Below are 23733 nucleotides of genomic sequence, written 5' to 3' on the forward strand. Positions count from 1 at the left end.
TGTATATAACAAAAGTATATGTGGCTAGAGTCTTATGGTATTCGTAGAATGAGACTTACTTTATCGGTACGACGAGAACAGGCACACGGCTATTATGTATCACACGGTTGGCAGTAGAGCCTATAATCATTTGTCCTAATCTGCTGTGAGTTCGACTATTCATTACTATTAGGTCCGCATTTTTTTCTTCTGCGACACTCTGGATTAAATCAGTTGGAAAACCATTTGTAATAAGTGTTTCAGGTGGTGTTTCTAAAGTAGAGAGTTCTTCAGCGTGTTTTTCCATTAGTTCAGACAAAACTTTATCCATGCGAGCTCGAACTTCTTTTTTAGCGTCCTTATTCATAGACGCCAAAACCTCGTTTGTTATATAAGTGCTGATCATACTAGAGGCTTGAGTGGCTCAATCGCATGCATAAGTATAACTTTGGCTTGGTGAGTGTTAGCTAAATTTAAGACAAGTTCAAGGGCTGCTTGAGTTTGGCTTTCTAGATCGCAGGCATAAAGAATAGTTTTGATTTTAGGTAACATGGCAAGATCCTCTTTTTATGTACCTACAGTTTAGTCTTCTTAACTTTTCCTTTGCTGATCTATATCAGTGATTGTTGAGCTTATTACATGAGCTGAACTGGATACACTATTTAGATGTGATCGATCCGTATGGTTGGCGAATAAGAAGCAACTGATAGTCGATAGGAAAATAAAGCTAATGAACAGTACCCCCCAATAATCAGGACTTTTTTTACTGTTATTTGTATTTATTGTTGGTGAAATAAATTTTTTTGTTTTCATGATGAGTTCCTTCATTCAATTAACATTATAAATGATAATGGATATCATTTATAAAATCTATCGGTTTAATAAATAAAATTTGATTAAGAAGATTTGGGGTGCTGAATATCCCATGAGATTCTTGCTATGTTACAATTCATCTTCAATTTTATATGTAATGAATAAGTGAGTGTAAACATGTCAGAACTGTCGTTCGACTCTAATGAAGCAAAAATCGCATACGGCATAGGCCGTCAAATTGGTGATCAGCTACGTGGTAGTGATCTTGGGGAATTATCTCTAGCGCATCTTTTTGCAGCGATTGAAGATTCTTTAAATGAAGCAGAAATGCGTGTTCCTGGTGAAGAGCTAGAAGCGGCTTTCGCTGAGCTACAAGCTAAAATGGAAGAAAAAACTCGTGAAGCTTCAGAAGGCACAGTAAAAGCTGGTGAAGACTTTCTTGCTGAAAATAAAGCAAAAGCGGGTATTCAGGTTACTGAAAGTGGTTTGCAATACGAAGTACTTGAAGAAGGTACTGGTGCAGTACCAACCGGTGATGCAACCGTTCGTGTTCATTACGAAGGTCGCCTAATTGATGGTCAAGTATTTGACAGTTCAATTGCTCGAGGCGAGCCAATTGAATTTCCTCTAACTGGCGTTATTGCTGGTTGGACTGAAGGTCTTCAGTTGATGAAAGAGGGTGCAAAATACCGCCTAACAATTCCTGCTGAATTGGCTTACGGTGCGAGTGGTGCTGGCGCTGCGATTCCTCCTTTCGCTGTTTTACAGTTTGATGTCGAGTTAATCGCTATCGTTTAATGACGATGTTTATAATGAGTCATTTTATATCTATTAATAAAGTGACTGTATTGTAAAAGCAAAAAAGCGAGGTTTCCTTTAATTGGGACCTCGCTTTTTTTATGAGTAAAGTTACTCATTGTAAGAGATACTAAATATCTCTTTCCATACGGATGTGCATTTTTCCTGATTCTAGAAATACTTTACCGTCGGAATGAAAGTTTTGTTTTTCATAAAAAGTTTGTACATCAATTTGAGCATTTAAAAAAACTTTTCGAATTCCCATTTCACGAGCGACTTTGACGGCTCTATTCAATAACATTACTCCGTAGCCTTGATGACGGTAAGCGGGTAATACTGCTAAACGTCCCAATTGACCTTCTTCGGTCAATCGACATGTTCCTGTAGGAACAGCTGTAGTGCCAAAAGAAACAAAGTGAACTGCCTCTTCATCACGCTCATCCCATTCGTCCTTTGCATCTATGCCTTGCTCAATAATGAAGACTTGTCTGCGAACAAAGGTGAGTTGGTCTTTACTGCTGTTCCAGTCTGATGTTAGTACCTTCATTTTTTTCCTCTATCCTTCTTGTGTGCTGACTTCAGAAACTAAGAGCTCAATAAGGCCTTGTTGACGAATAAAAAATCGTACAAGAGGCTCTAAATCACTGTTTTGGCTTAAATCTAATCCAGAGAAGTCAAATTCAATTTGATCGGTAATTGCCTGAACAAAATCGGCTAATTCTGAACTTATATCTAAACGTTCGCCGTTACAGAAAACGCTTATATTGTTTTTATTAGTGGATAGGTAGTAGCAAATTCGAGCATCACCAGGACGAATAAATGTTTGTCCTTTTATCGCATTTTGAAAAGCATCTTCTAGTTCTTTTGCATTCAAAGGTACAAGGTACTCAGGATATTTGCTTTCACTCATCGTCTCACCTAGCCAATGAGCTAATAGATCTGGCTGGCCAATTAAGCGCATCAGTTGGGCTTGTAGGTAAGTAATGTCGTCTGAGTGAATCTCAGCACTGTTTTTACGTTTACCTGTTTCTGGTGCAGCAAAGCGATCTTTTGCATTAATTTCTTCACAGAATTTATCGCGAATACCTGTTAATGCGTCTTGCATGCTAGGCGCTCTAAAGCCAACGGAATAAGTCATGCATTCGCTATCCATTGCCCGTCCGTTATGAGCAAAATTAGGTGGTAGGTATAAAATATCACCAGATTCCAGTTCCCAGTCCATGTCAGAATTTACTGGGAAATTGTCCAAAATATGCAAAGGTATGTTTGGAATAGACGAATCTGAATATTCGTCAGGTGACAGTACTTGCCAGCGGCGCTTGCCTGCAACTTGGATTAAGAAAACGTCGTATTGGTCATAGTGTGGGCCAACACTACCGCCTTCGGTTGCGTAGCTGATCATCACGTCATCTAATCGCCAGCTTGGTAAGAATTGAAATTGTTCTTTTAGAGTCTGAACTTCAGGAACCCAATGGTCAACAGCCTGGACTAATAGTGTCCATTCTTTTTCTGGTAAAGATGCAAACGTGTCTTCATCAAAAGGGCCTTGAAAGGTTTCCCAAGGTGTCTTGCCATTTTCAATAACAATTCGAGATTCAACCTCTTCTTCCATTGCCATGCCTGCAAGTTCATCGGCTTCCAATGGCACTTCAAAATCTATCATACCAGCACGAATAAGGAGTGGCTTTTTTTGCCAATATTCATCCAAAAATGTTTGTGCTGTCATTCCTCCTAGAATGGTTAACGGCGTATTTAGGTCTGTCATAGATTTCTCGTGAAAATTATAAAGAGTCAGTTTGGAATGCAAAGACAAAAAAGAGCCGATAAATCGACTCTTTTTCATTGCTTAGAAACGTAGAGCTTAGTTACGAATGGCTTTCGCTTGAGCAACAGCATTACCAATGTACGTACCTGGTGTTAATGCTTTTAGTTCTGCTTTTGCTTTTTCAGGCATTTCTAGCGTCTCAACAAAGGCTTCAATTGTTGCTTGGTCGATTGTACGGCCACGAGTTAACTCTTTAAGTTTTTCGTATGGAGATTCAATGCCGTAACGACGCATCACTGTTTGAATTGGTTCAGCTAATACTTCCCATGCTGCATCCAAGTCAGTGTCTAGGCGAGGAGCGTTGATCTCCAGCTTGCTGATGCCTTTTAGTGTTGACTGGTAAGCAATTAAGCTGTGCGCTAAACCAACGCCTAGGTTACGTAATACAGTAGAGTCTGTTAAATCACGCTGCCAGCGAGAAATTGGTAACTTAGCACTTAAGTGACCCATAATGGCATTCGCAATGCCCAAGTTGCCTTCAGAGTTTTCGAAGTCAATTGGGTTTACTTTGTGTGGCATTGTAGAAGAACCAATTTCGCCAGCAATGGTTTTTTGCTTGAAGAAACCCATGGAAATATAGCCCCAAACATCACGGTCAAAATCAAGCAATATTGTATTGAAGCGACAAATAGCGTCGAACAATTCAGCGATGTAATCGTGTGGCTCGATTTGTGTGGTGTAAGGATTCCAAGTCAAGCCCAGAGACGTTACAAATGATTCAGCGTGGGCTTGCCAATCCACATCTGGATAAGCAGAAAGGTGAGCATTGTAGTTACCAACAGCGCCATTGATTTTGCCTAAAAACTCAACGCTTTGGATTTGCTTAAGCTGACGGCTAAGGCGTGCAGCAACGTTCGCCATTTCTTTACCAACAGTCGAAGGTGATGCTGTTTGGCCATGAGTACGAGATAACATTGGCTGCTCAGCGTGTTCAATGGCTAAGTCTTGAATCGCTGTAATGATGTTGTTTAGCTCTGGAGTAATGCCTTCTTCCAGTGCTTCACGAAGCATTAATGCGTGAGACAAGTTGTTAATGTCTTCAGAGGTACATGCAAAATGAACAAACTCAGAAACAGAGGCGAGTTCCGCATTGTCTGCCATCTTGTTTTTAATAAAGTATTCAACCGCTTTGACATCGTGATTTGTGGTTTTCTCAATGTCTTTAATGGCTTGAGCATCGGCTTCACTGAAGTTATCTGCCAACTGATCTAAGAATGTACTGGCTTGCGCGCTAAGCGCAGGAACTTCAATAATTTGTGGGTGACTGGCAAGAGCCTGTAGCCAGCGAACTTCAACTATGACTCGCATACGTAGCAAACCGTACTCGCTTACTGAGCGACGCAATACGTTTGTTTTCGATCCGTAACGACCGTCGATAGGGGAAATTGCATTTAAGCTAGTTAATTCCATTGAGATAACGCCTCGAACATGGTTTTCAGGGAGTCGCTATTATAGGCAAAAGAGGTGGTTACTGCTATGACAGTCTGAGAATTTGAGTCTGTTCGACGAAGTTTATTTTGTCATTTTTTGACGTTTTTATTGATATGAATCAATTTCTAAAGAAGACTCGGTATCTTTTTGTAAATACCCACAGTTTTATTTCTTACTGGATTGTATTATGCGGCAATGTGTAATTATTAAATGTCTCTCAATTAGTGTTTTTTAGGAAAAGTATTTCGTATGAAAATTAGTCGCATCATAAACTTGGCAATTGTTATTGTACTTATCGCGTTGTCTACACTGTATTTTATTACGCAAAGTAGCTTAAAGCGTAATGAAGAATTAATTCGCCATGAAGTTGTTTTATCAGACGCTGTTTCAGCAATAAAAGACGCTCGATATTATGTTGTTCAAGTACAACAATTTTTGACTGATATGGGGGCAACACGAGGCGATGATGCTTTGCCAGAAGCCGACGAAAGTTTAGAAGGAGCGGTGAACAGCCTCAACGAATTGTCTCAAATTCTACCAGAATACAATAAAAAAGTTGATGGCTTAAAGTTGCAACTTAAAAAAGTATATGATTCAGGTCGGGTGATGGCAACCGCATATATTAATGAAGGAACAGAAGCTGGTAATAATCTAATGAAAGGCCCTGGCGGTTTGGATGATGAGTCGACTTTGTTGGCTGATTCACTGGAAAAAATTGCGAATGAATTATCTGAAAGTCTTAATAGCAGTGCAAGTGTCTCTATTGAAGCGATCCAAGATGCTGAGTTTTTATCTTTGATCAGTAGCTTAATATCTGGTGTTGTGATTGTTGGTGTTATTGTTATTTTACGTCGTCGTATTTTACCTAGTCTCCATTTACTCGAGGCTTCCCTTCATAATATTTCTGTAGGTGAGCGTGATTTGACTGTTCGCCTTGATGAAAAAGGTAAAGATGAGCTTTCCTCTGTCGCCTCTAGCTTTAATGTTTTCATTAAAGGTATTCAAGAGCTTATGATCAGCCAAAAAGGTCAATCAATACAGTTGTCTGTTGCTGGTGAACAGATGATTATAGCATCACATAAAACACGTACGGGTATGGCCAGCTTACAGCAAGAAACTTCTGGCATTGCTAATGTTGTTGCTGATATGCAAACTACCGTTCGCCATGTTGCCGATAGTGCCGATGCAGCGGCGAAAGCGGCAAAAGAATCTGATGATATTGCAAAGGATGTTGAAGCGGTTGTACAAACAAGTGTGGCCTCTATTGAAGAGTTGGCAAAAGGTGTTGAAAAGGCATCTAACGTTCTGTTAGCACTTGAAAAGGATACGTCAGACGTTGGTAGTATTCTTGATGTGATTCGAGGCATTGCTGATCAAACTAATTTGCTTGCATTAAATGCAGCAATTGAAGCGGCAAGAGCTGGTGAGCAGGGTCGCGGTTTTGCGGTCGTTGCAGATGAAGTAAGAACACTTGCACAGAGAACTCAAGAATCCACAGAGCAAATTCAGCACATGATTACCCAGTTACAAACAGGTTCTCATGATGCGGTTCAAGTGATGGAAGTGAGTAAGCAGCAAGCAGAACAAAGTGTTACTCAGTCCAAGCAAGCAAGAGAAGCATTGCATAAGATTACCTCTTCTATGGGGAATATTTCTGCTATGGCGATTGAGATAGCCTCATCAATGGAGCAACAATCTGCGGCATCAGAAAATATTGATGCACGTATTCGCTCTATCCGAGATGAAGCGGAATTAACAAGCGATAATGCTGAGCAATCAAATTCAGCAGCTGAACAAGTACTGACTCAATCAAATGCTTTGTCTGGTTTAATATCTAGTTTTAAAGTTTAGAAAGCAAGGCGAAGCAAAGAGAGTATGCTTCGCCTTGCTTTTACTCATGATTATTTTAATTAAGAGATAAGAAATAAACGACTTCTATAAAACGAAAAAGCCCGAGCAACAATAATGTTGCTCGGGCTTTTTATTTGGCTTTTCTATGCTTTAGTAAATTAAAGAGTTGCCAATGCTTGGTTGAAAGTAGCACTTGGACGCATTACTTTTTCTACCGCATCAAGGTCAATATTATAGTAACCAGATAGATTAGCAGGCTTGCCTTGGACTGCTGCAAGTTCAGCAACGATAGTGTCTTCTTTCGCCGCGAGTACTTTAGCCAATGGCGCAAACTTAGCCGCTAATTCAGCGTTTTCTGTTTGTGCTGCCAATTCTTGAGACCAGTACATTGCTAGGTAGAAATGGCTACCACGGTTATCTAGTTCGCCTGCTTTACGAGAAGGAGATTTGTTGGTATCTAGAAGTTTACCTGTTGCTTTATCTAGGCACTTAGCAAGAATTTTTGCTTTCTCGTTGTTGTGCTTAATGCCAAGTTCTTCAAAAGAAACGGCCACAGCCAAGAACTCACCAAGAGAATCCCAACGAAGGTGGTTTTCTTCCATTAGCTGTTGAACGTGCTTAGGAGCAGAACCGCCAGCGCCAGTTTCATACATGCCACCGCCTTCTAGCATTGGTACGATAGATAGCATTTTTGCAGAAGTACCTAGCTCCAAGATTGGGAATAAGTCAGTTAGGTAATCACGAAGAATGTTACCTGTTACTGAAATAGTATCTTCGCCACGAATGATGCGTTCCATAGAGAAACGGATCGCTTCGTTGTAAGTCATAAGTCGAATGTCTAGGCCGCTAGTGTCATGATCTTTTAGGTAAGTTGTTACTTTTTTGCGAAGCTCATTATCATGTGCGCGTTCTTCTTCTAGCCAGAATATAGCTGGAGTGTCAGATTGACGAGCACGAGTAACACCTAGTTTTACCCAGTCGCGAATTGGAGCATCTTTTGTTTGGCATGCGCGCCAGATATCGCCTTTTTCTACAGCGTGCTGCATTAGAACGTTACCTTGAGCATCTAGGATGCGCATAGTACCCGCTTCAGCGATTTCAAATGTTTTGTCATGAGAACCGTATTCTTCTGCTTTTTGCGCCATCAAACCAACGTTTGGAACCGTACCCATTGTTACTGGATCAAAAGCGCCATTGGTTTTACAGAAGTTGATTGTTTCTTGGTAAATACGTGCATAAGTGCTATCTGGGATAACGGCTTTAGCGTCATGTGCTTTACCATCACGGCCCCACATTTTACCAGAGCCACGTATCATTGCAGGCATAGAGGCATCAACTATGACGTCACTTGGTACGTGTAGGTTAGTAATGCCTTTGTCTGAGTCAACCATCGCCAATTCTGGGCGAGTGTTATAAACGTCTTCAATGGCTTGTTTGATTTCTGCTTGTTTTGCTTCTGGAAGCGTTTTGATTTTATCGTATACGCTGCCTAAACCGTTGTTTGGGTTAACACCGATTTCTTTAAACAACTCTCCATATTTCGCAAATACGTCTTTGTAAAAAACCGTTACTGCATGGCCAAATACGATTGGGTGAGAGACTTTCATCATGGTTGCTTTTAAGTGCACAGACCACATGATGTTGTCTTCTTTCGCTTCTTGTAGCGTCGCTTCGAAGAATGCACGAAGTTTAGCGCAGCTGATGTTCATGCTGTCTAAGATTTCGCCTTTTAAAAGAGGAAGGGATTTTTTCAATTCAACGGAACCGTCTTTTTTAACAAATTCAATATTAACGGTTTGAGCTGCGCCCATAGTGACAGACTGCTCTGAAGAGTAGAAGTCGCCATCACGCATGTAGTCGGCGTGTGAAACAGAGGTCTTTTTCCATTTACCCATTGAATGTGGGTTTTTACGAGCGAAGCCTTTTACTGCAGCAGGTGCGCGACGGTCAGAGTTACCTTGACGTAGAACAGGGTTTACTGCACTACCCAATACTTTAGAGTAGCGGGCTAAAATGTCTTTTTCAGCGTCAGTTTGTGCATTCTCTGGGTAGTCAGGAAGATCGTAGCCTTGAGCTTTAAGTTCTTTGATTACCGCATTTAATTGTGGCAAAGACGCACTAATGTTAGGCAGTTTTACAATGTTTGCTTCAGGAGAAGCGGTTAGATCGCCTAAGAATTTTAAGCCATCTTCAGCTTGTTGGTTAGCAGGTAGAAGGTCAGAAAAAGAAGAAATAACACGGCTGGCAAGAGATATATCGGTCAGTTTTAGTTCGATATCCGCTTCTTTTGCGAAAGCGCCAAAAATAGGAAGTAAAGATGACGTCGCTAGTGCAGGTGCTTCATCGGTCAACGTGTAGTAAATGGTTTGTTTTGACATGTAATTCCCCTTACGTTTTAGACTATTTATAATTAGCCTATTGAATCTAAGATTACTCTTAGTCGTTGTTTCCTATTTAAGCCTCTGTTTTCTATTTAAATAGACTAGACAGAAAACTGTTGAACAGGTTAAAAATATTGAACAATATACTACCTAAAAAAGCCAGATAGAGATATCGGCTCCGAGATATACTGAAAATTGATTTGAGTTATTCTCGTGTGATTTGTTGTTATGGTTCTTGTTTATTTTGATTTGAAAATCACCTTCTGATAAGTAATAAAAAAGGCCGTAAGGCCTTTCACTTCAATTAATCTCGTGATTCTAATGCTGCCAATAGTGCTTTGCGTTTAAAAATCAAATGCCAGCGTTTACCGCCTAGTTGTCGCCATAACATCGCCGCGCGAATACCTGACATGAGAATAGCTCGAACTTGATTGGCAATTTGTGGCTGCTGTAAAAAACGACTGTCACCACGGACTTGAATGCGAAACGGTAAAGTACTCAATGTATCTTGGTACATACCAGAAATAGAGGCGATCATATTTTCATGTAGAACGCTGTCGTAATGAGCCTTTTTTTGCTCGATCTGAGCTATTTTTGGACCAATGCTAGACAGCATTTCTGGTGTTTTGGATAGCTTGTTTTCAAGGTGAACTAGGCTAAGTGCATATCTTAGTGTATCTGGATTTACACTGTTTCTGTCTTTACCTAGCGCTTTTTTTGCGATGTCTCTTCCAGCTGATAGGTTGCTTTGATAGTCCCACTGCCCACCGTATATATCGACAGTAGAATTTGCGTTCACCATTAATATGCTATCTATCATAGGTTGTAGGTTGACGTTATCTACTTTCCCTGTTTTTGATAAAATAGACACTAGCTCTGCTGCTTGAAAGATAGCGGATAGGGCTATGGCTTGTTCTTTTTCTCTACTACTCACGTTATAGGCTCTCTAATGTCTGTCTTTAATTTTCTATTGGTAGAAAAAATGTATGGCTAAAACTATTTGTTAAAAGCAATATTGATAATGCCGCCGCCCAGACAAACATCGTCAACATAAAAAACAACCGACTGACCTGGTGTGATGGCTCGTTGAGGCTCAACAAAAGACACTTCAACTCGTCCGTCTTCTAATTCATAAATGGTACAATCTTGATCTGGTTGGCGGTAGCGGCACTTGGCTTTGCAAGTAAGCGGGAGTGAAGGCTTCTCACGGGCCACCCAATCAAAGTTATCTGCTATCAAATGAGTTTTAAATAATGACTCGTGTTGCCCGCCTTGTGTAACAACTAATACATTCCGTGTTAGGTCTTTTTCAACAACATACCAAGGTTCATCTGGATATTTCGCTAAACCACCAATACCTAAACCTTGGCGTTGACCAATCGTATGGTACATTAAGCCATGATGACGAGCGATTTTGTCACCATCAAGGGTTTCAATATCACCTGGTTGTGCTGGTAAATACTGTTCTAAGAAATCTTTGAAGCGCCTCTCGCCAATAAAGCAAATACCTGTGCTGTCTTTTTTGTTGTGAGTAATTAGACCGAACTCTTCTGCGAGGCGACGAACTTCTGGTTTTTCTAGTTCGCCCACAGGAAAGAGAGTTTGAGCTAGTTCGTCTTTACCAACAGCATATAAAAAGTAGCTTTGATCCTTGTTACCATCTAATCCTCTTAAAAGAAGCGGTTCACCGTCTTTTTCACCACGACGCACGTAATGACCTGTTGCAATATAGTCTGCGCTAAGCGCTAAGGCATATTCTAAGAAGGCTTTGAATTTGATTTCTTTATTACACAGAATATCTGGATTTGGTGTTCTACCCGCTTTGTATTCTTCTAGAAAATGTTCAAATACATTGTCCCAGTATTCTGAAGCGAAATTAGCTGTGTGAAGTGTAATGCCCAACTTGTCTGAAACTGCTTGGGCGTCAGCAAGGTCATCTTTGGCTGTGCAATATTCTGTGCCGTCATCTTCGTCCCAGTTCTTCATGAACAAACCTTCGACCTGATAACCCTGCTGCATCAGAATGAGAGCCGACACAGACGAATCAACGCCACCTGACATTCCAACGATGACTTTTTTTGTGCTATTTGCATTGTTTGCAGCAGTACTTTCTTTCATGACCGATAGTTACTCATAAGGCAGTTTTTTAAACAGATTGTTAAAACGAAGAGGCGAGGCCTCAGGTAAACTTAATTGCTTTTATTATATCACTTTCTCTTTATCGATAGGGTGAACTATCGATAAAGAGAAAGTGATCAGATATAAAGGATAAAGGTATAATGGGGTTGCGAAATGAATCTTCAATGCAGGCTTTGATTAATGGGCTACGATGAGGCAAGGTGGAAATTTCATCATAGGTCAGCCAGTGGCTTGATGCTATATCAGAATCAAGCTCTCGATTTACTTCTTTTATTGGCTCGCATAAAAAACAAAGTCGATGGTAGGTGTCTGCACCTTTGAAAGGAGTAAAGCCGTACATTCCAAGTAAGCCAATCGGTTTTACAAGCCAAGCAGACTCTTCTAGAGTTTCTCGGATGACGGCTTCAATAGCGCTTTCGTTATTTTCTATGTGTCCTGCTGGTTGGTTTAGGACGAGTTGACCGTCTTGCCACTCTTTTACCATCAGGTATTGTGTTTCCTTGAAATTCGGGTCGTCTTTTTTCACCAGAGCCGCGACGGTTAGATGAGGCAGTCTTTCTCTTTTTTTGCTCTTCAAAACTCATTACCTCTTTTGATAAATCATCGGTTGGCTCAATATGATTCCAGTGACCCACTGGCGTATGGTCTAGGGTGTATGGACCAATAGCGTAACGTATTAATCTTAGAGTTGGAAAGCCAACCGCCGCTGTCATGCGGCGTACTTGGCGGTTCTTTCCTTCACGAATCTGCAGTGATATCCAACTAGTTGGAATGTTCTCTCTGTGTCTTACCGCTGGTACTCTTTCCCAAATATCTGGTGTGTTCAGCTTTTCTGCTTGAGCAGGTTTAGTTAATCCGTCTTTTAGTGCTACGCCTTTTCTGAGTTGTGCTAGGGCATTCTCTGTGATGTTGCCTTCTACCTGAACCCAGTAAGTTTTTGGTAGCTTAAAATCAGGTGAAGCAATGACGTGTTGTAATGCGCCTTGGTTCGTTAAAAGCAATAAACCTTCTGAGTCAAAATCAAGTCGTCCTGCAGGGTAGAATTCTGGTGCTTCAATGTAATCGGCAAGGGTGCTTTTTTCTCCTTCTGCAGAGAATTGGCATAGAACTCGAAAAGGCTTATTAAATAAAATCAAATTGGAAGACATATGCTCTATGTGTGATTGGCTTATGTAGAGAGTATGGAGTGATATTTATTTTCATAAGAAACATCTTACTCCTCGTAATGAAGAGTAAGATAGCAAAGTTGCTCTTAGATAGCGATGTGGCCTGTGCTGATAAGCTTAATCAACTATGCAGTTTGACGGTTTTTATTTTCATCGTTAGGCGTGGTCTTTTGTGATTGTGCTTCTGGTTGCTCACAAAGAATAGGGTTAATATTTATTGCGTGTAGTCCTCTTTCGCCAGGTTCAGTATTAAATGTAACTGTCTGGCCTGCTTTCAGTGTTTTATAGCCTTCAATATTGATTGCTGAGTAATGGATGAATAAATCTTCACCGAAATCTTCTGACACAATAAAGCCATAGCCTTTTGCATTATTAAACCACTTCACTGAACCTTGATGCATGAGTCACTCCTTATTCACTCTAATCGTTGTAAACATCGACTTTCAATTTTCCGTGTTATCAAATATGAGCCATGATATGAATACGGTTTTTTTTAAATATAGGTTTAATTCCTCAGCTTACTAAATAGCTGCAAGTTGTTTTTTATCAATCAGTGCTAGAATTTATTCATTAAATCTAAGACCAAAGATTGATTGCATAAATAATGCCCTAATAATGAGAGTAGAAGTCCTTTTTCAATTTGTAAAATTCAAAGGGCAATGAATGGTATATATAGTTAAGAAATATGAAAAATTAAGTGGTAGTGCGCCGAATTAGGCAAATTACGTAAAAAATTGTAGCCTCAGAGGCATGGGATGATTGTAAACCATAAAATTAGACTAGTATCAGAAGATGAGCAGCATGGGAACGTTAATATAGCTATTGCTCCAGAAGAGGTAGAGCTGCAACCGCCTTCAATGTATCAAGTAGTATTGTTTAATGATGACTTTACGCCGATGGATTTTGTTGTGTTTGTTTTGCAGAGGTTTTTCTCTATGGATGGGGAGAAGGCGAATCAAGTGATGTTGGAAGTACATCAAAAAGGAAAAGGTGTTTGTGGTATTTATCCTTTTGATATTGCAGAGACGAAAGTGGCAATGGTACAACAGTTCGTAGAGCAAAATGAGCACCCTTTAATGTGTGACCTACAAAAGGTCGACTGATTCAGAGTGAGGGAATAGCAATGTTAGATAAAGAACTAGAGCAAACCCTGAATACAGCGTTTAAAGCGGCGCGTGACAAACGCCATGAATTCATGACAGTAGAGCATTTGTTGTTGGCTCTCATTGAAAATCCTGCTGCATTAAGTGTTTTAAAAGCATGTAGTGTTAATTTAGATGTATTAAGTAAGGAGCTTGAGGAGTTTGTTAATAGTACAACGCCTTTAATTCCTGTGGATGATGAAGAGCGAGAAGTTCAACCAACACTAGGCTTTCAGCGTGTACTACAACGAGCTGTTTTTCATGTGCAGTCATCTGGTAAGCGTGAAGTTACTGGTGCAAATGTATTGGTGGCTATTTTCAGTGAGCAAGAAAGCCAGACTGTTTACTTATTAAAGCGGCACGGTGTTGCACGTATTGATGTGGTTAATTTTGTTGCTCATGGCATATCTAAGTCAGGTGAATCTTCTTCGCAAGAGGCAGAGCAAGACGAAGAGTCGGATGACTCCACAGTTGTGCCATTACAGAAGTTCACGACCAACCTTAATGAAGAGGCGAAAGCTGGAAGAATTGACAAGTTAATTGGTCGAGAATACGAAGTCGAGCGTGTGATACAGACGCTTTCACGTCGTCGTAAAAACAATCCGTTATTAGTGGGTGAATCTGGAGTTGGTAAAACGGCTATTGCAGAAGGCTTAGCTAAACGTATCGTTGATGGACAAGTGCCTGATGTGATCGCTGATGGTGTTGTTTATTCTTTAGATTTAGGCGCCTTATTAGCAGGTACTAAATATCGTGGTGATTTTGAGAAACGACTTAAGCAATTGTTGGGTGAGTTGAAAAAGCTACCTCATGCAATTTTGTTTATTGACGAAATTCATACCATTATCGGTGCTGGTGCAGCGTCAGGTGGCGTTATGGATGCGTCAAATTTATTGAAACCGGTGCTTAGTTCTGGTGGTTTGCGCTGTATTGGCTCAACAACCTTTCAAGAGTTTCGAGGTGTGTTTGAAAAAGATCATGCTTTGGCTCGTCGTTTCCAAAAAATTGATGTTAATGAACCTAGTGTTGATGATACTTACCAAATTTTAAAAGGCATTATTGGCTCATTTGAAGAGCATCATAAAATCAAATACGAAGAATCTGCGCTATTGGCAGCTTCTGAATTAGCGCAGCGCTACGTAACAGATCGTCATATGCCAGATAAAGCTATTGATGTCGTTGACGAGGCTGGTGCATATCAGCGTTTGCAGCCCGAAGAAACGCGTAAATCTGTTATTACGGTGACAGAAATTGAAGATATTGTTTCTAAAATTGCTAGAGTGCCAGTGAAGGCTGTCAATTCTGACGATAGGAAAGTGCTGTCAAATCTAGAGCGAAATCTAAAAATGGTGGTGTTTGGTCAAGATAATGCAATCGACTCTTTGTCAGCGGCGATTAAATTGTCTCGCGCTGGCTTAAAAGCAGAGCAAAAACCAATAGGTTCTTTCTTGATGGCGGGACCAACAGGTGTTGGTAAAACCGAAATTACGAAGCAACTAGCGAAGCAATTAGGACTAGAGTTAATTCGTTTTGATATGTCCGAATACATGGAGCGCCATGCGGTATCTCGCCTGATTGGTGCGCCACCAGGTTATGTAGGATTCGATCAAGGTGGATTGCTTACTGAGGCCGTGACTAAAAATCCACACAGTGTGGTCTTGCTTGATGAAATTGAAAAGGCACACCCTGAAGTCTTTAACTTGCTTTTGCAGGTAATGGATCATGGTACTTTGACAGATAATAATGGTCGCAAAGCGGATTTTCGTAATGTCATTTTAGTCATGACGTCAAACGCAGGCGCAGAAGATTTAGCTCGTCGTTCGATTGGTTTCTCAAGCCAGGACAATTCGACTGATGGTATAGAGGCAATTAATCGTACTTTCACGCCAGAGTTTAGAAACCGACTTGATGCCGTTATTCAGTTTCAGCAGCTTGATGAACGCATTATTTTTAATGTAGTTGATAAGTTTTTGGTTGAATTACAGGTTCAGTTGGACCCTAAAGGTGTGATGCTAGAAGTGTCTGATACTGCGAGGGGGTGGTTGGCAAATAAAGGTTATGATCGTCAAATGGGTGCTCGCCCAATGGCTCGTGTTATTCAGGAATATTTGAAAAAGCCTTTGGCGGATCAGATTCTTTTTGGCGGCTTACATGATGGTGGTCATGTAAAAGTATCATTAGATGAGAAAAGTGATGAACTTAAGTTTGAAGTAATAAAGGAAGCGGTTGTTCACTAGTTTTCAAGCAGACATAAAAAAACCGGACTATGCCCGGTTTTTTTATGTCTATTATACCTGTTTGCTATTTAAGTGTTTTTTAAACGCTTAAATTAACGGGCACGATAAACAATACGACCTTTCGAAAGGTCATAAGGTGTTAGTTCTACTTTTACTTTATCGCCAGTTAAAATACGGATGTAGTTTTTACGCATTTTTCCAGAGATATGAGCAATTACAACGTGTCCGTTTTCTAATTCAACACGGAACATGGTGTTAGGCAGCGTATCAATGATAGTGCCCTCCATTTCTAAACCTTCTTCTTTTGCCACAATATGTGTCCTATGGTGTTAACTAATTATTTAGTAGACGCCGACCATGCATTATTCGAAGGTCTACAGACAAAGGGAAAAAATGTTTCTCTTTTGTCAATTGAACGCCAAATTTTCAACTTAAATGTAAATTTAGCGACGTCTGAATTTTGATCGAGCATATTTTGCCTAAAAATACGACGTAAGGCAAACTTAGTTGTGTTTTTATCTAAGCTATTTTTATGCTAAATAGGTTGGTTTTGAGCTTTTTTACCAATACTTATTAGTGCTTTGTTTGTATCTGGGGTAGGAATTAACTGTTCTAGTTTTTTACAGAATTCTTTCCTATCTATAATAGTAGCTCCTAAAGACAGTAGATGGTCTGATTCTACTTGGCAGTCTATGAGTTTTATTCCGCAGCTTTCAGCGATGCTGCAAAATACTTTTAAGGCTATTTTAGATGCGTTAGGCGCTAATGAAAACATAGACTCTCCGAAGAACATGTTACCCATTGCGACACCGTAAAAACCGCCAGCTAGCTGTCCATCTTTCCATATTTCGATGGAGTGGGCATAACCTAACTTATTTAATTCTGTGTATGCACTTTTTATGTCGTCCGATATCCATGTGCCTTCCTTATCTGCTCGTAAGGCTGAGCAATGAGCAATAACGGCTTCAAACTTCTTGTTGATGGAAAAAGTCCATACGTTTTTTTTAATGGATTTTTTAAGTGATGTTGATAAATGGAAGTGTTTGGGGTGAATAACGCACCTTTGTTCAGGATGCCACCATAAAATTGGATCGGGATCGCTAAACCAAGGGAAAAAGCCTTTGCTGTATAAATGTATTAACCGTGTGGAGGATAGGTCTCCACCAACAGCAGATAAGCCTTCAGGGTCTTGTAGTGTGTCGTCTGGGTTTGGTGTGTCATAAGGTGATTCTGAAAGTAGTATAAGTCTTGGTTCATTGCTTTTGGTGCTATCAGTCATATGTCATTTACTTTTTCAATAATTTCATTTTTCAATTGTAATTTTTTTAAGCATAAAAGGCGATCTAGAGGCTTATTGTTTGTTATAAAGTAGATAGTAAGTGTGTGGTGTTTACTTTTTTTGATGTTTAGGGTATAGGTCCTAAAAAAACTAAGAAACTTACAATTAATTGACGCAATGATGTGATTAATTATATATTATATGCATAATAAAGTGTAAGTGAGTGTGTGTTTTTACTTGGTTTGAATCTTTTTGATGGAAAAATGATCAAAAATGTAAAAAAAAAGTTAAAAAGTGCAAACGAACACTTGACCAGTAGGTGAGAGTTTAGGTTTAATTGAGTTAGTCCTAAACTGTGCTTTGTAAATACGATGTTAGGAACTACAGGATGCTTTACTTTTTTGATGTTTGTCATGAAAGTGAAACTGATTAGTTTTAAGATATGGAAATCGTTAATTACAGCGTTTTCTAGTTAGATAAGCTAAATCGAATGGGTCTACAAGGCCATATTATATAATTTAAAGGGGAATTTTGAATGAAAGCGATTAAACTTGCTTCTATCTTCGCGGTATCTGCTGTTGCGGCTGCTGTATCTACAACAACTCTAGCTGCTGAGCCTGTTTTTAAAGGTACTGCTGGTCTTGAGTACAAAGCATTCGCTGACGATGCTGGTACAGATGCTGCAAACTCACAAGGTGAAGTTAACATCATCGGTGATACTGGTCTTGTTTATTTCGATCTAGACATGGAAGGTGCTACAACTTCTTCTGATGGCGGCTTTGACTTAGACGAAATCTACGTTAAAACTGGCGCTGTTATGTTTGGTGATTTTGACGGTTCTCTTGCAGATGCTGCAGCATTTAGTGCTGGCGTTGAAGAAGATAACGATGATGCTAAAGAAGATCTAGGTGATGATCTAGCGATTCGTTACGCTGTATCTGATTCACTAACAATTGCTGCTGAAATTGCAGAGGGTGACAGTACTGGTACTGCATCTTTCGCTTTTGAAACTCAAGTAGATATCGCTACTATTGGTGTATCTGGTGCTTACAAATTCACTAGTGACATTGATAACGTAATCTTAACTTTAGGTGTTAGCGTTCCTGTAGGCGATATGCTTTCTGTTTCTGCTTTCTACCAAGGTGGTTCACTTGCTGATGCTGATGTTAGTAACATTGGTTTAGGTCTAGATCTTGCTATTACAGAAGAGTTTACTGCTGCACTACAGCATTACTCTCAAGAAGGTGAGTCTGCTGTAGGTACTGATTACGCAGATCAAGGTGTTACTGAAGCAACTCTTAATTACCAGCCAGGTGATATTCGTTACTACTTCTCTTACGTAGATTACGAAGCTGATGCAACTGCAGATTACTCTGTAGTTGGTGCTGAAGCTTCTTTCTAAGACTTTTCTTTATAGACTTTTGTCTTAAAAGATTTTCTTAGCGTAAAGCGAAAGCCAGCCCTTTGGGCTGGCTTTTTTTATGGTAAGATGGGCAAACTTGTGACTCCGTGTTTTGGAGCATGTATTTGTCTTGATTAGCATAAAATAGGAAGACGCGTTTTGTCAGAAAATATGAGTGAGTCGGTACGATCACCAATTTGGGATATGTTCGCAAAGCAAGCTGCGTTCATTACAGCTTTGTTAGTTTTATTCTTCTTTGCTTTAGCTACCTATAGCTACAGTCCCGAAGATGCTGGTTGGTTTTATTCTGGCAATGGCAGCGTTGTTCAAAACTCTATGGGCCCAATAGGGGCTACTATTGCCGATCTAATATCTGGTTTTTTCGGTTCACTATTCTATTCACTACCTCCTTTATTCTTTTGGGTTGCTATTATCTTATGGTGTAACCCTCATTCACTGTTACCACTTAATAATGCCTTGCTTTGTACTATTGGTAGTATCTTGTATTTATCTTTTGGCTCTGTCTTATGTTTTTTACACACGGTTGGTGAGCCCTCTCTTCAATATGGTACTGGCGGTATATTAGGCGATGGCTTAGGGCGTTTGCTTTATGGTTTCATTGGATATGATGGCGCCACGTTAGTGAGTCTAGCTTTAGTCGTTTTATCTTTTACATTATTGTCTCAACTGCATTGGTTGAGTCTAATGGATAGATTGGGTGAAATGGCTTTTAACCTTGTGATGTATATTCGCCAGAAATGGTCAAATCACCGTGAAGAGAAAAAAAATAAAGAAAGTACAGCTATTGATAGTGTAAATGATGAAGTTGAAGAGTCTGAAGAGCCTGCGATTGTTCGTAAAAGAAGGAATGCGCAAAAAGAAGAAGTTACTGTTGAAGATTTGTCTGTAGATGAGTCTGCATTAGATGAGCTGTCAAAAATTAAAAAAACTCGATTTGGGCTGACCTCAATTTTTTCTAAGTCTCATAACGTTTCTGCAGATGAGGAGGTTAAGATTCATGAAGAGCCTAGCTTTTCTGATCTAGACTCCCTTTCTATCGATGATGGTGATATGAGTTTTGATGATACGCTTTATATAGAGGAGTCATTTGATACAGAAAATACAAATACCTCATCATCTTTTGCTACTAATGACAGTAAGGTCAAGGAAAATGATAGTAAAGGGCTCCGGACTTCTGGGGTATCAAAAGCGCAAGCGGATGCTATGTTGTTCCAAGAAGAAAAAGCTGAAATAACACCAACAGCCCATAAGCCTGCATTTCGTACTCTATCAGAAGCGAAACAATTAGATTCTTTGGGTGGGCCTTCTGCAAATGAAGAGGGTATTAAGTCTGAACAAAAAGCTTATTCATTACCTGATCGCAGTGTCTTAACTAAGCCTAAACCTAAGCAAGGTGGGTATTCAGAGAATGAGTTGCTGGAATTATCTGAACTTTTAGAATTGCGCCTACAAGATTTTGGTGTGAAGGCGGAAGTTGTCGAAGTAAACCCTGGGCCTGTTATCACTCGCTTTGAGATACAGCCAGCGCCTGGAGTAAAAGTTTCTAGAATTACGAATTTGGCAAAAGATCTCGCACGTTCTTTAAGTGTGATGAGTGTGCGAGTGGTTGAAGTTATTGCAGGGAAATCAACCATAGGTATCGAGATTCCGAATCAAGTTCGTGACACTGTTTCTTTTTCTGAGGTCATTAATTGTGATATGTATGATCGAGCGTCATCTCCACTTACATTGTCTCTTGGTCATGATATTTCTGGTGAGCCGGTGGTTGTTGATTTGGCAAAAATGCCTCACGTTCTTGTGGCCGGTACAACAGGCTCAGGTAAATCTGTTGGTGTGAATGCCATGATCTTAAGTATGTTGCTGAAGTCAACGCCAGACGAAGTTCGTATGATCATGGTTGACCCAAAGATGCTTGAGCTGTCTATTTACGAAGGCATCCCCCATCTTTTAACGCCTGTTATTACTGATATGAAAGATGCAGCGAATGGTTTGCGTTGGTCGGTTGATGAAATGGAGCGTCGCTATAAATTAATGTCAAAACTGGGCGTGCGTAACATCGCAGGCTACAACAAAAAAGTTCGTGATGCTATGGATGCTGGTTCACCAATTGAAGACCCATTATGGCAACCAGAAATGGCGATGTTCTCTGAAGACGGTGTTGCGCGTACAGTTCCGCATTTAGAGCCTTTGCCTTATATCGTTATTATCGTGGATGAATTTGCAGACATGATGATGATTGTTGGCAAAAAAGTTGAAGAATTGATTGCTCGGATTGCACAAAAGGCGAGAGCGGCCGGTATACATTTGATTCTGGCCACACAGCGACCTTCTGTTGACGTAATTACGGGCCTAATTAAGGCTAATATACCAACGCGAATGGCATTTCAGGTTTCTTCAAAAATTGATTCTCGTACAATTTTGGATCAAGGTGGCGCAGATCAGCTTTTAGGTATGGGTGACATGCTGTATTTACCTGCGGGCTTGCCAACGCCAATTCGGGTGCATGGGGCTTTTGTTTCTGATGAAGAAGTGCATGCGGTTGTAGAGGAGTGGAAAAAAAGAGGTGAGCCTGCGTATATTAACGATGTTGTTGTGAACCCTGAAGACTTGATGTCCAATGATAATAGTGAAGACAAAGACGCTCTTTATGATGAAGCTGTGAAAATTGTGTTAGAAACGCGTAAAGCTTCTATCTCATCTGTTCAACGACGTTTAAAAATAGGCTACAACAGAGCGGCGAATTTGGTCGAATCAATGGAATCGGCAGGCTTAGTTGGTCCAATGGGAACTAATGGGCAGCGCGAGATTTTAATTCCTGAGTGATTTTTTACAGTTTTTTAAGCAGCTACTTTTATGCTGATTATTAGAAAATGCTTTCTTGGGGCAGTTATATGGAGAAGTGCTTTGATAAATAAATTAATCACAATGTGTGTCGTAACCGTTTTATTTTCTTTTCAAGCCGCTATAGCGCAAGAAAATGACAATGTTGTTCGTTCAGTTGAAAACTTGTTAGAGGTAAATCGGAATATTGAAGGTGAGTTTCGACAGGTTACTTATGATGAAAAGGGTAAAGAGTTACAAGTCAGTCAAGGTGTATTTCTTTTAGCAAAACCTAATCAATTTGTTTGGGATAGTGTTACACCTTTTGCTCAGCGTATCGTTTCAGATGGTAAAACTATTACAGTATGGGATGTGGATTTAGAGCAAGCAACGCAAAAAGCGGTATCTGATTCGATATCAAGTTCTCCTGCAGCCTTGCTTGGTCAACCTGCTTCAGAAGTGTTGCCTAACTATAAAGTAGAGTCATTGGGTGGTGGTCAATTTAGCTTGTCACCTAAAGAAGGCCAAGATTTATTTCAGACGTTAACCTTGTCATTCGAAAATAAAGTAATCAGCACTATGACTATTTTAGACGCACTAGGGCAAACAACTGTTATTGAGTTTAAAAATGTTGAAACCCATAAGGGTGTGGCTAAAGAGAATTTCTCTTTAGATTTACCTGATAATGTAGACGTCATTGTAGAAGGTCGGTAATGAAAGATCTTTTCTCGGATGTGCCGACAGAGGCTTATAAGCCTCTTGCTGCCAGAATGCGACCTGCATCTTTGGATGATTATATCGGGCAAGCGCATTTAGTCGGTCCGGGAAAACCACTACGAAGAATGGTTGAAACAGGGAATTGCCATTCCTTTATTTTATGGGGGCCGCCAGGAGTTGGCAAAACGACCTTTGCTCAATTACTGTCACATGCTTTAGATGCGCAATTTATTGAGATATCCGCAGTGATGTCTGGCGTAAAAGAAATTCGTGCTGCCGTAGATCAAGCAAAACAACTGCGTATGATGAATGGAACGCAAACAGTCTTGTTTGTTGACGAAGTGCATCGGTTTAATAAATCCCAGCAAGACGCATTTTTACCCTTTATTGAAGATGGCACTTTTTTGTTTATTGGTGCCACCACAGAAAATCCTGCTTTTGAATTGAATTCTGCGTTGCTATCAAGAGCGCGTGTTTATCGGTTAAAAACACCATCAACAGAAGATGTTGAGGCTGTTTTGATTCGAGCTATTGAAGACCGTGAAAAAGGAATAGGAAGCGGTGGGTTTCAGATATCGGAGTATTTTGTTTCTGTGTTAGCGCAAGCCGCAGATGGCGATATTCGACGTGGCTTGAATTTTTTAGAAATATTATCTGATCTTGTGGAGCCCGAAAGCGAGGTGACGCAAGAACAGTTAGAAGATGTATTAGGTGGAAGTGTCCGTCGTTTTGATCGTAAAGGTGATGTTTTTTACGATCAGATATCTGCTTTTCACAAGTCGGTCCGAGGCTCTTCTCCGGATGGTGCCTTGTATTGGATGGCGCGTATGTTAGATGGTGGTTGCGACCCTTTGTATATTGCACGGCGTTTGTTGGCGATTGCGTCAGAAGATATAGGAAATGCAGACCCAAGAGCATTACAGGTAGGTTTAAATGCGTGGGATGTGTTTGAGCGTGTTGGCCCAGGTGAAGGAAATCGAGCAATAGCACAAGCTGCAGTTTATATGGCGAGTGCGCCTAAAAGCAATGCGGTTTATCAGGCGTTTAATCAAGTTATGTCTGATGTTGCTGATCAGCCAAGTTATGAGGTGCCAAACCACTTACGTAATGCTCCAACATCATTGGCTAAAAGTATGGGGCATGGTGATGAATATCGTTACGCTCATAATGAAGAGCATGCTTATGCCGCTGGCGAGAACTATTTGCCAGAAGAGCTTGCTGAGATGCGTTATTATCAACCGACAGATCGTGGGTTGGAGAAAAAAATCACTGATAAGTTAGCGTGGTTATCTGGGCTGGATGATCAGAGTGATCGTAAGCGTTATGAGTTCATGTCACGAGAAAAAGACCTATGATGTATTTTATGATCGCGATTGGCGGAGCCTTCGGTGCGTTAAGCCGATATGGTATGACAAGATGGATTAACAGTTATTGGCAGCATCATTTTCCACTTGCAACCATGCTAATTAATGTAGTCGGTTGTGTGTTAATGGGCGTTGCGTTTGTGGTAATAAGTGAGCGAATGCCGTTACTTGAACCCTATCGTCCTTTGATAATGGTGGGTTTTTTAGGTGCATTTACAACATTTTCGACTTTTTCGTTAGAAATTGTCTCGCTTATTAACATGCAGGCTTGGCTAAGTGCGATAAGCTATTTATTATTGAGTTGTATTTTAGGTATTGTTGGCCTTGCCATAGGCATGGCCATAGCTAGATTTTTCTAATTCATTTTT

Annotated in this window: 22 protein-coding genes; 9 read left to right on the forward strand and 13 right to left on the reverse strand. The window is 40.2% G+C overall.

Annotation, left to right across the window (positions count from 1 at the left end):
• Positions 1-55: 55 nt before the first annotated feature.
• Entirely contained in the window at positions 56-346 is a 291-nt protein-coding gene (locus IF202_RS17560; protein ID WP_268926158.1) for a universal stress protein, read from the reverse strand.
• 35 nt (positions 347-381) lie between these two features.
• Complete coding sequence (locus IF202_RS17565; RefSeq protein WP_268926159.1) at positions 382-531, reverse strand: universal stress protein; 150 nt, start codon at positions 529-531, stop codon at positions 382-384.
• Positions 532-969: 438 nt separating this feature from the next.
• On the opposite strand from IF202_RS17565, the gene IF202_RS02595 reads away from it, so the two are divergent.
• A complete protein-coding gene (locus IF202_RS02595) occupies positions 970-1590 on the forward strand; it encodes an FKBP-type peptidyl-prolyl cis-trans isomerase (protein WP_191593306.1) in 621 nt (206 codons plus the stop codon).
• A gap of 130 nt (positions 1591-1720) precedes the next feature.
• Here IF202_RS02595 and IF202_RS02600 read toward each other — a convergent pair whose 3' ends face one another.
• From IF202_RS02600 to purB, 3 genes are all read right to left on the reverse strand, one after another.
• Positions 1721-2137, reverse strand: coding sequence for a GNAT family N-acetyltransferase (locus IF202_RS02600; RefSeq protein ID WP_191593307.1), 417 nt, complete (start codon positions 2135-2137; stop codon positions 1721-1723).
• A 9-nt stretch (positions 2138-2146) separates the two neighbouring features.
• On the reverse strand, positions 2147-3355 hold the full coding sequence (locus IF202_RS02605; protein ID WP_191593308.1) for a cupin domain-containing protein: 1209 nt from the start codon (positions 3353-3355) through the stop codon (positions 2147-2149).
• Between the two features lie 96 nt (positions 3356-3451).
• Positions 3452-4825, reverse strand: coding sequence for an adenylosuccinate lyase (gene purB, locus IF202_RS02610; protein WP_191593309.1), 1374 nt, complete (start codon positions 4823-4825; stop codon positions 3452-3454).
• Between the two features lie 270 nt (positions 4826-5095).
• Here purB and IF202_RS02615 point away from each other — a divergent pair, with 270 nt between their 5' ends.
• Complete coding sequence (locus tag IF202_RS02615; protein ID WP_191593310.1) at positions 5096-6697, forward strand: methyl-accepting chemotaxis protein; 1602 nt, start codon at positions 5096-5098, stop codon at positions 6695-6697.
• 158 nt (positions 6698-6855) lie between these two features.
• On the opposite strand, the gene IF202_RS02620 is transcribed toward IF202_RS02615, so the two are convergent.
• From IF202_RS02620 to IF202_RS02645, 6 genes are all read right to left on the reverse strand, one after another.
• Positions 6856-9075 (reverse strand): NADP-dependent isocitrate dehydrogenase, encoded by a 2220-nt coding sequence (locus IF202_RS02620; protein WP_191593311.1) that lies wholly within the window; start codon positions 9073-9075, stop codon positions 6856-6858.
• Between the two features lie 307 nt (positions 9076-9382).
• Positions 9383-10012: a high frequency lysogenization protein HflD gene (gene hflD, locus IF202_RS02625; protein WP_191593312.1), complete on the reverse strand. Its 630-nt coding sequence runs from the start codon at positions 10010-10012 to the stop codon at positions 9383-9385.
• 62 nt (positions 10013-10074) lie between these two features.
• Complete coding sequence (gene mnmA, locus IF202_RS02630) at positions 10075-11196, reverse strand: tRNA 2-thiouridine(34) synthase MnmA (protein WP_191593313.1); 1122 nt, start codon at positions 11194-11196, stop codon at positions 10075-10077.
• Between the two features lie 100 nt (positions 11197-11296).
• On the reverse strand, positions 11297-11701 hold the full coding sequence (locus tag IF202_RS02635; protein WP_191593314.1) for an NUDIX domain-containing protein: 405 nt from the start codon (positions 11699-11701) through the stop codon (positions 11297-11299).
• Positions 11637-12365: a pseudouridine synthase gene (locus IF202_RS02640; protein WP_191593315.1), complete on the reverse strand. Its 729-nt coding sequence runs from the start codon at positions 12363-12365 to the stop codon at positions 11637-11639. Before IF202_RS02640 ends, IF202_RS02635 begins: the two co-directional genes overlap by 65 nt.
• Before the next feature lie 143 nt (positions 12366-12508).
• The gene (locus IF202_RS02645) at positions 12509-12784 is read right to left on the reverse strand and encodes a cold-shock protein (RefSeq protein ID WP_191593316.1); all 276 of its coding nucleotides are present in this window, start codon (positions 12782-12784) and stop codon (positions 12509-12511) included.
• A gap of 354 nt (positions 12785-13138) precedes the next feature.
• Here IF202_RS02645 and clpS point away from each other — a divergent pair, with 354 nt between their 5' ends.
• On the forward strand, positions 13139-13486 hold the full coding sequence (gene clpS / locus IF202_RS02650; RefSeq protein WP_191593317.1) for an ATP-dependent Clp protease adapter ClpS: 348 nt from the start codon (positions 13139-13141) through the stop codon (positions 13484-13486).
• A gap of 20 nt (positions 13487-13506) precedes the next feature.
• The gene (gene clpA / locus IF202_RS02655) at positions 13507-15762 is read left to right on the forward strand and encodes an ATP-dependent Clp protease ATP-binding subunit ClpA (protein WP_191593318.1); all 2256 of its coding nucleotides are present in this window, start codon (positions 13507-13509) and stop codon (positions 15760-15762) included.
• A gap of 92 nt (positions 15763-15854) precedes the next feature.
• Here clpA and infA read toward each other — a convergent pair whose 3' ends face one another.
• Positions 15855-16073, reverse strand: coding sequence for a translation initiation factor IF-1 (gene infA, locus IF202_RS02660; RefSeq protein ID WP_012070936.1), 219 nt, complete (start codon positions 16071-16073; stop codon positions 15855-15857).
• A gap of 224 nt (positions 16074-16297) precedes the next feature.
• The gene (gene aat, locus IF202_RS02665) at positions 16298-17041 is read right to left on the reverse strand and encodes a leucyl/phenylalanyl-tRNA--protein transferase (RefSeq protein WP_191593319.1); all 744 of its coding nucleotides are present in this window, start codon (positions 17039-17041) and stop codon (positions 16298-16300) included.
• A gap of 535 nt (positions 17042-17576) precedes the next feature.
• On the opposite strand from aat, the gene IF202_RS02670 reads away from it, so the two are divergent.
• From IF202_RS02670 to crcB, 5 genes are all read left to right on the forward strand, one after another.
• Positions 17577-18443, forward strand: a complete 867-nt coding sequence (locus tag IF202_RS02670; protein ID WP_191593320.1) for a hypothetical protein — start codon at positions 17577-17579, stop codon at positions 18441-18443.
• A gap of 159 nt (positions 18444-18602) precedes the next feature.
• On the forward strand, positions 18603-21287 hold the full coding sequence (locus IF202_RS02675; protein ID WP_407943806.1) for a DNA translocase FtsK: 2685 nt from the start codon (positions 18603-18605) through the stop codon (positions 21285-21287).
• A gap of 81 nt (positions 21288-21368) precedes the next feature.
• Positions 21369-21998, forward strand: coding sequence for an outer membrane lipoprotein chaperone LolA (gene lolA, locus IF202_RS02680; RefSeq protein ID WP_235963174.1), 630 nt, complete (start codon positions 21369-21371; stop codon positions 21996-21998).
• Complete coding sequence (locus tag IF202_RS02685; protein WP_191593321.1) at positions 21998-23356, forward strand: replication-associated recombination protein A; 1359 nt, start codon at positions 21998-22000, stop codon at positions 23354-23356. The genes lolA and IF202_RS02685 overlap by 1 nt, the downstream gene beginning before the upstream one ends.
• Positions 23353-23724, forward strand: a complete 372-nt coding sequence (gene crcB / locus IF202_RS02690) for a fluoride efflux transporter CrcB (RefSeq protein ID WP_191593322.1) — start codon at positions 23353-23355, stop codon at positions 23722-23724. The genes IF202_RS02685 and crcB overlap by 4 nt, the downstream gene beginning before the upstream one ends.
• Positions 23725-23733 lie beyond the last annotated feature (9 nt).

The organism is Marinomonas colpomeniae (assembly GCF_014803385.1).
GTDB classification, from domain to species: Bacteria; Pseudomonadota; Gammaproteobacteria; order Pseudomonadales; family Marinomonadaceae; genus Marinomonas; species Marinomonas colpomeniae.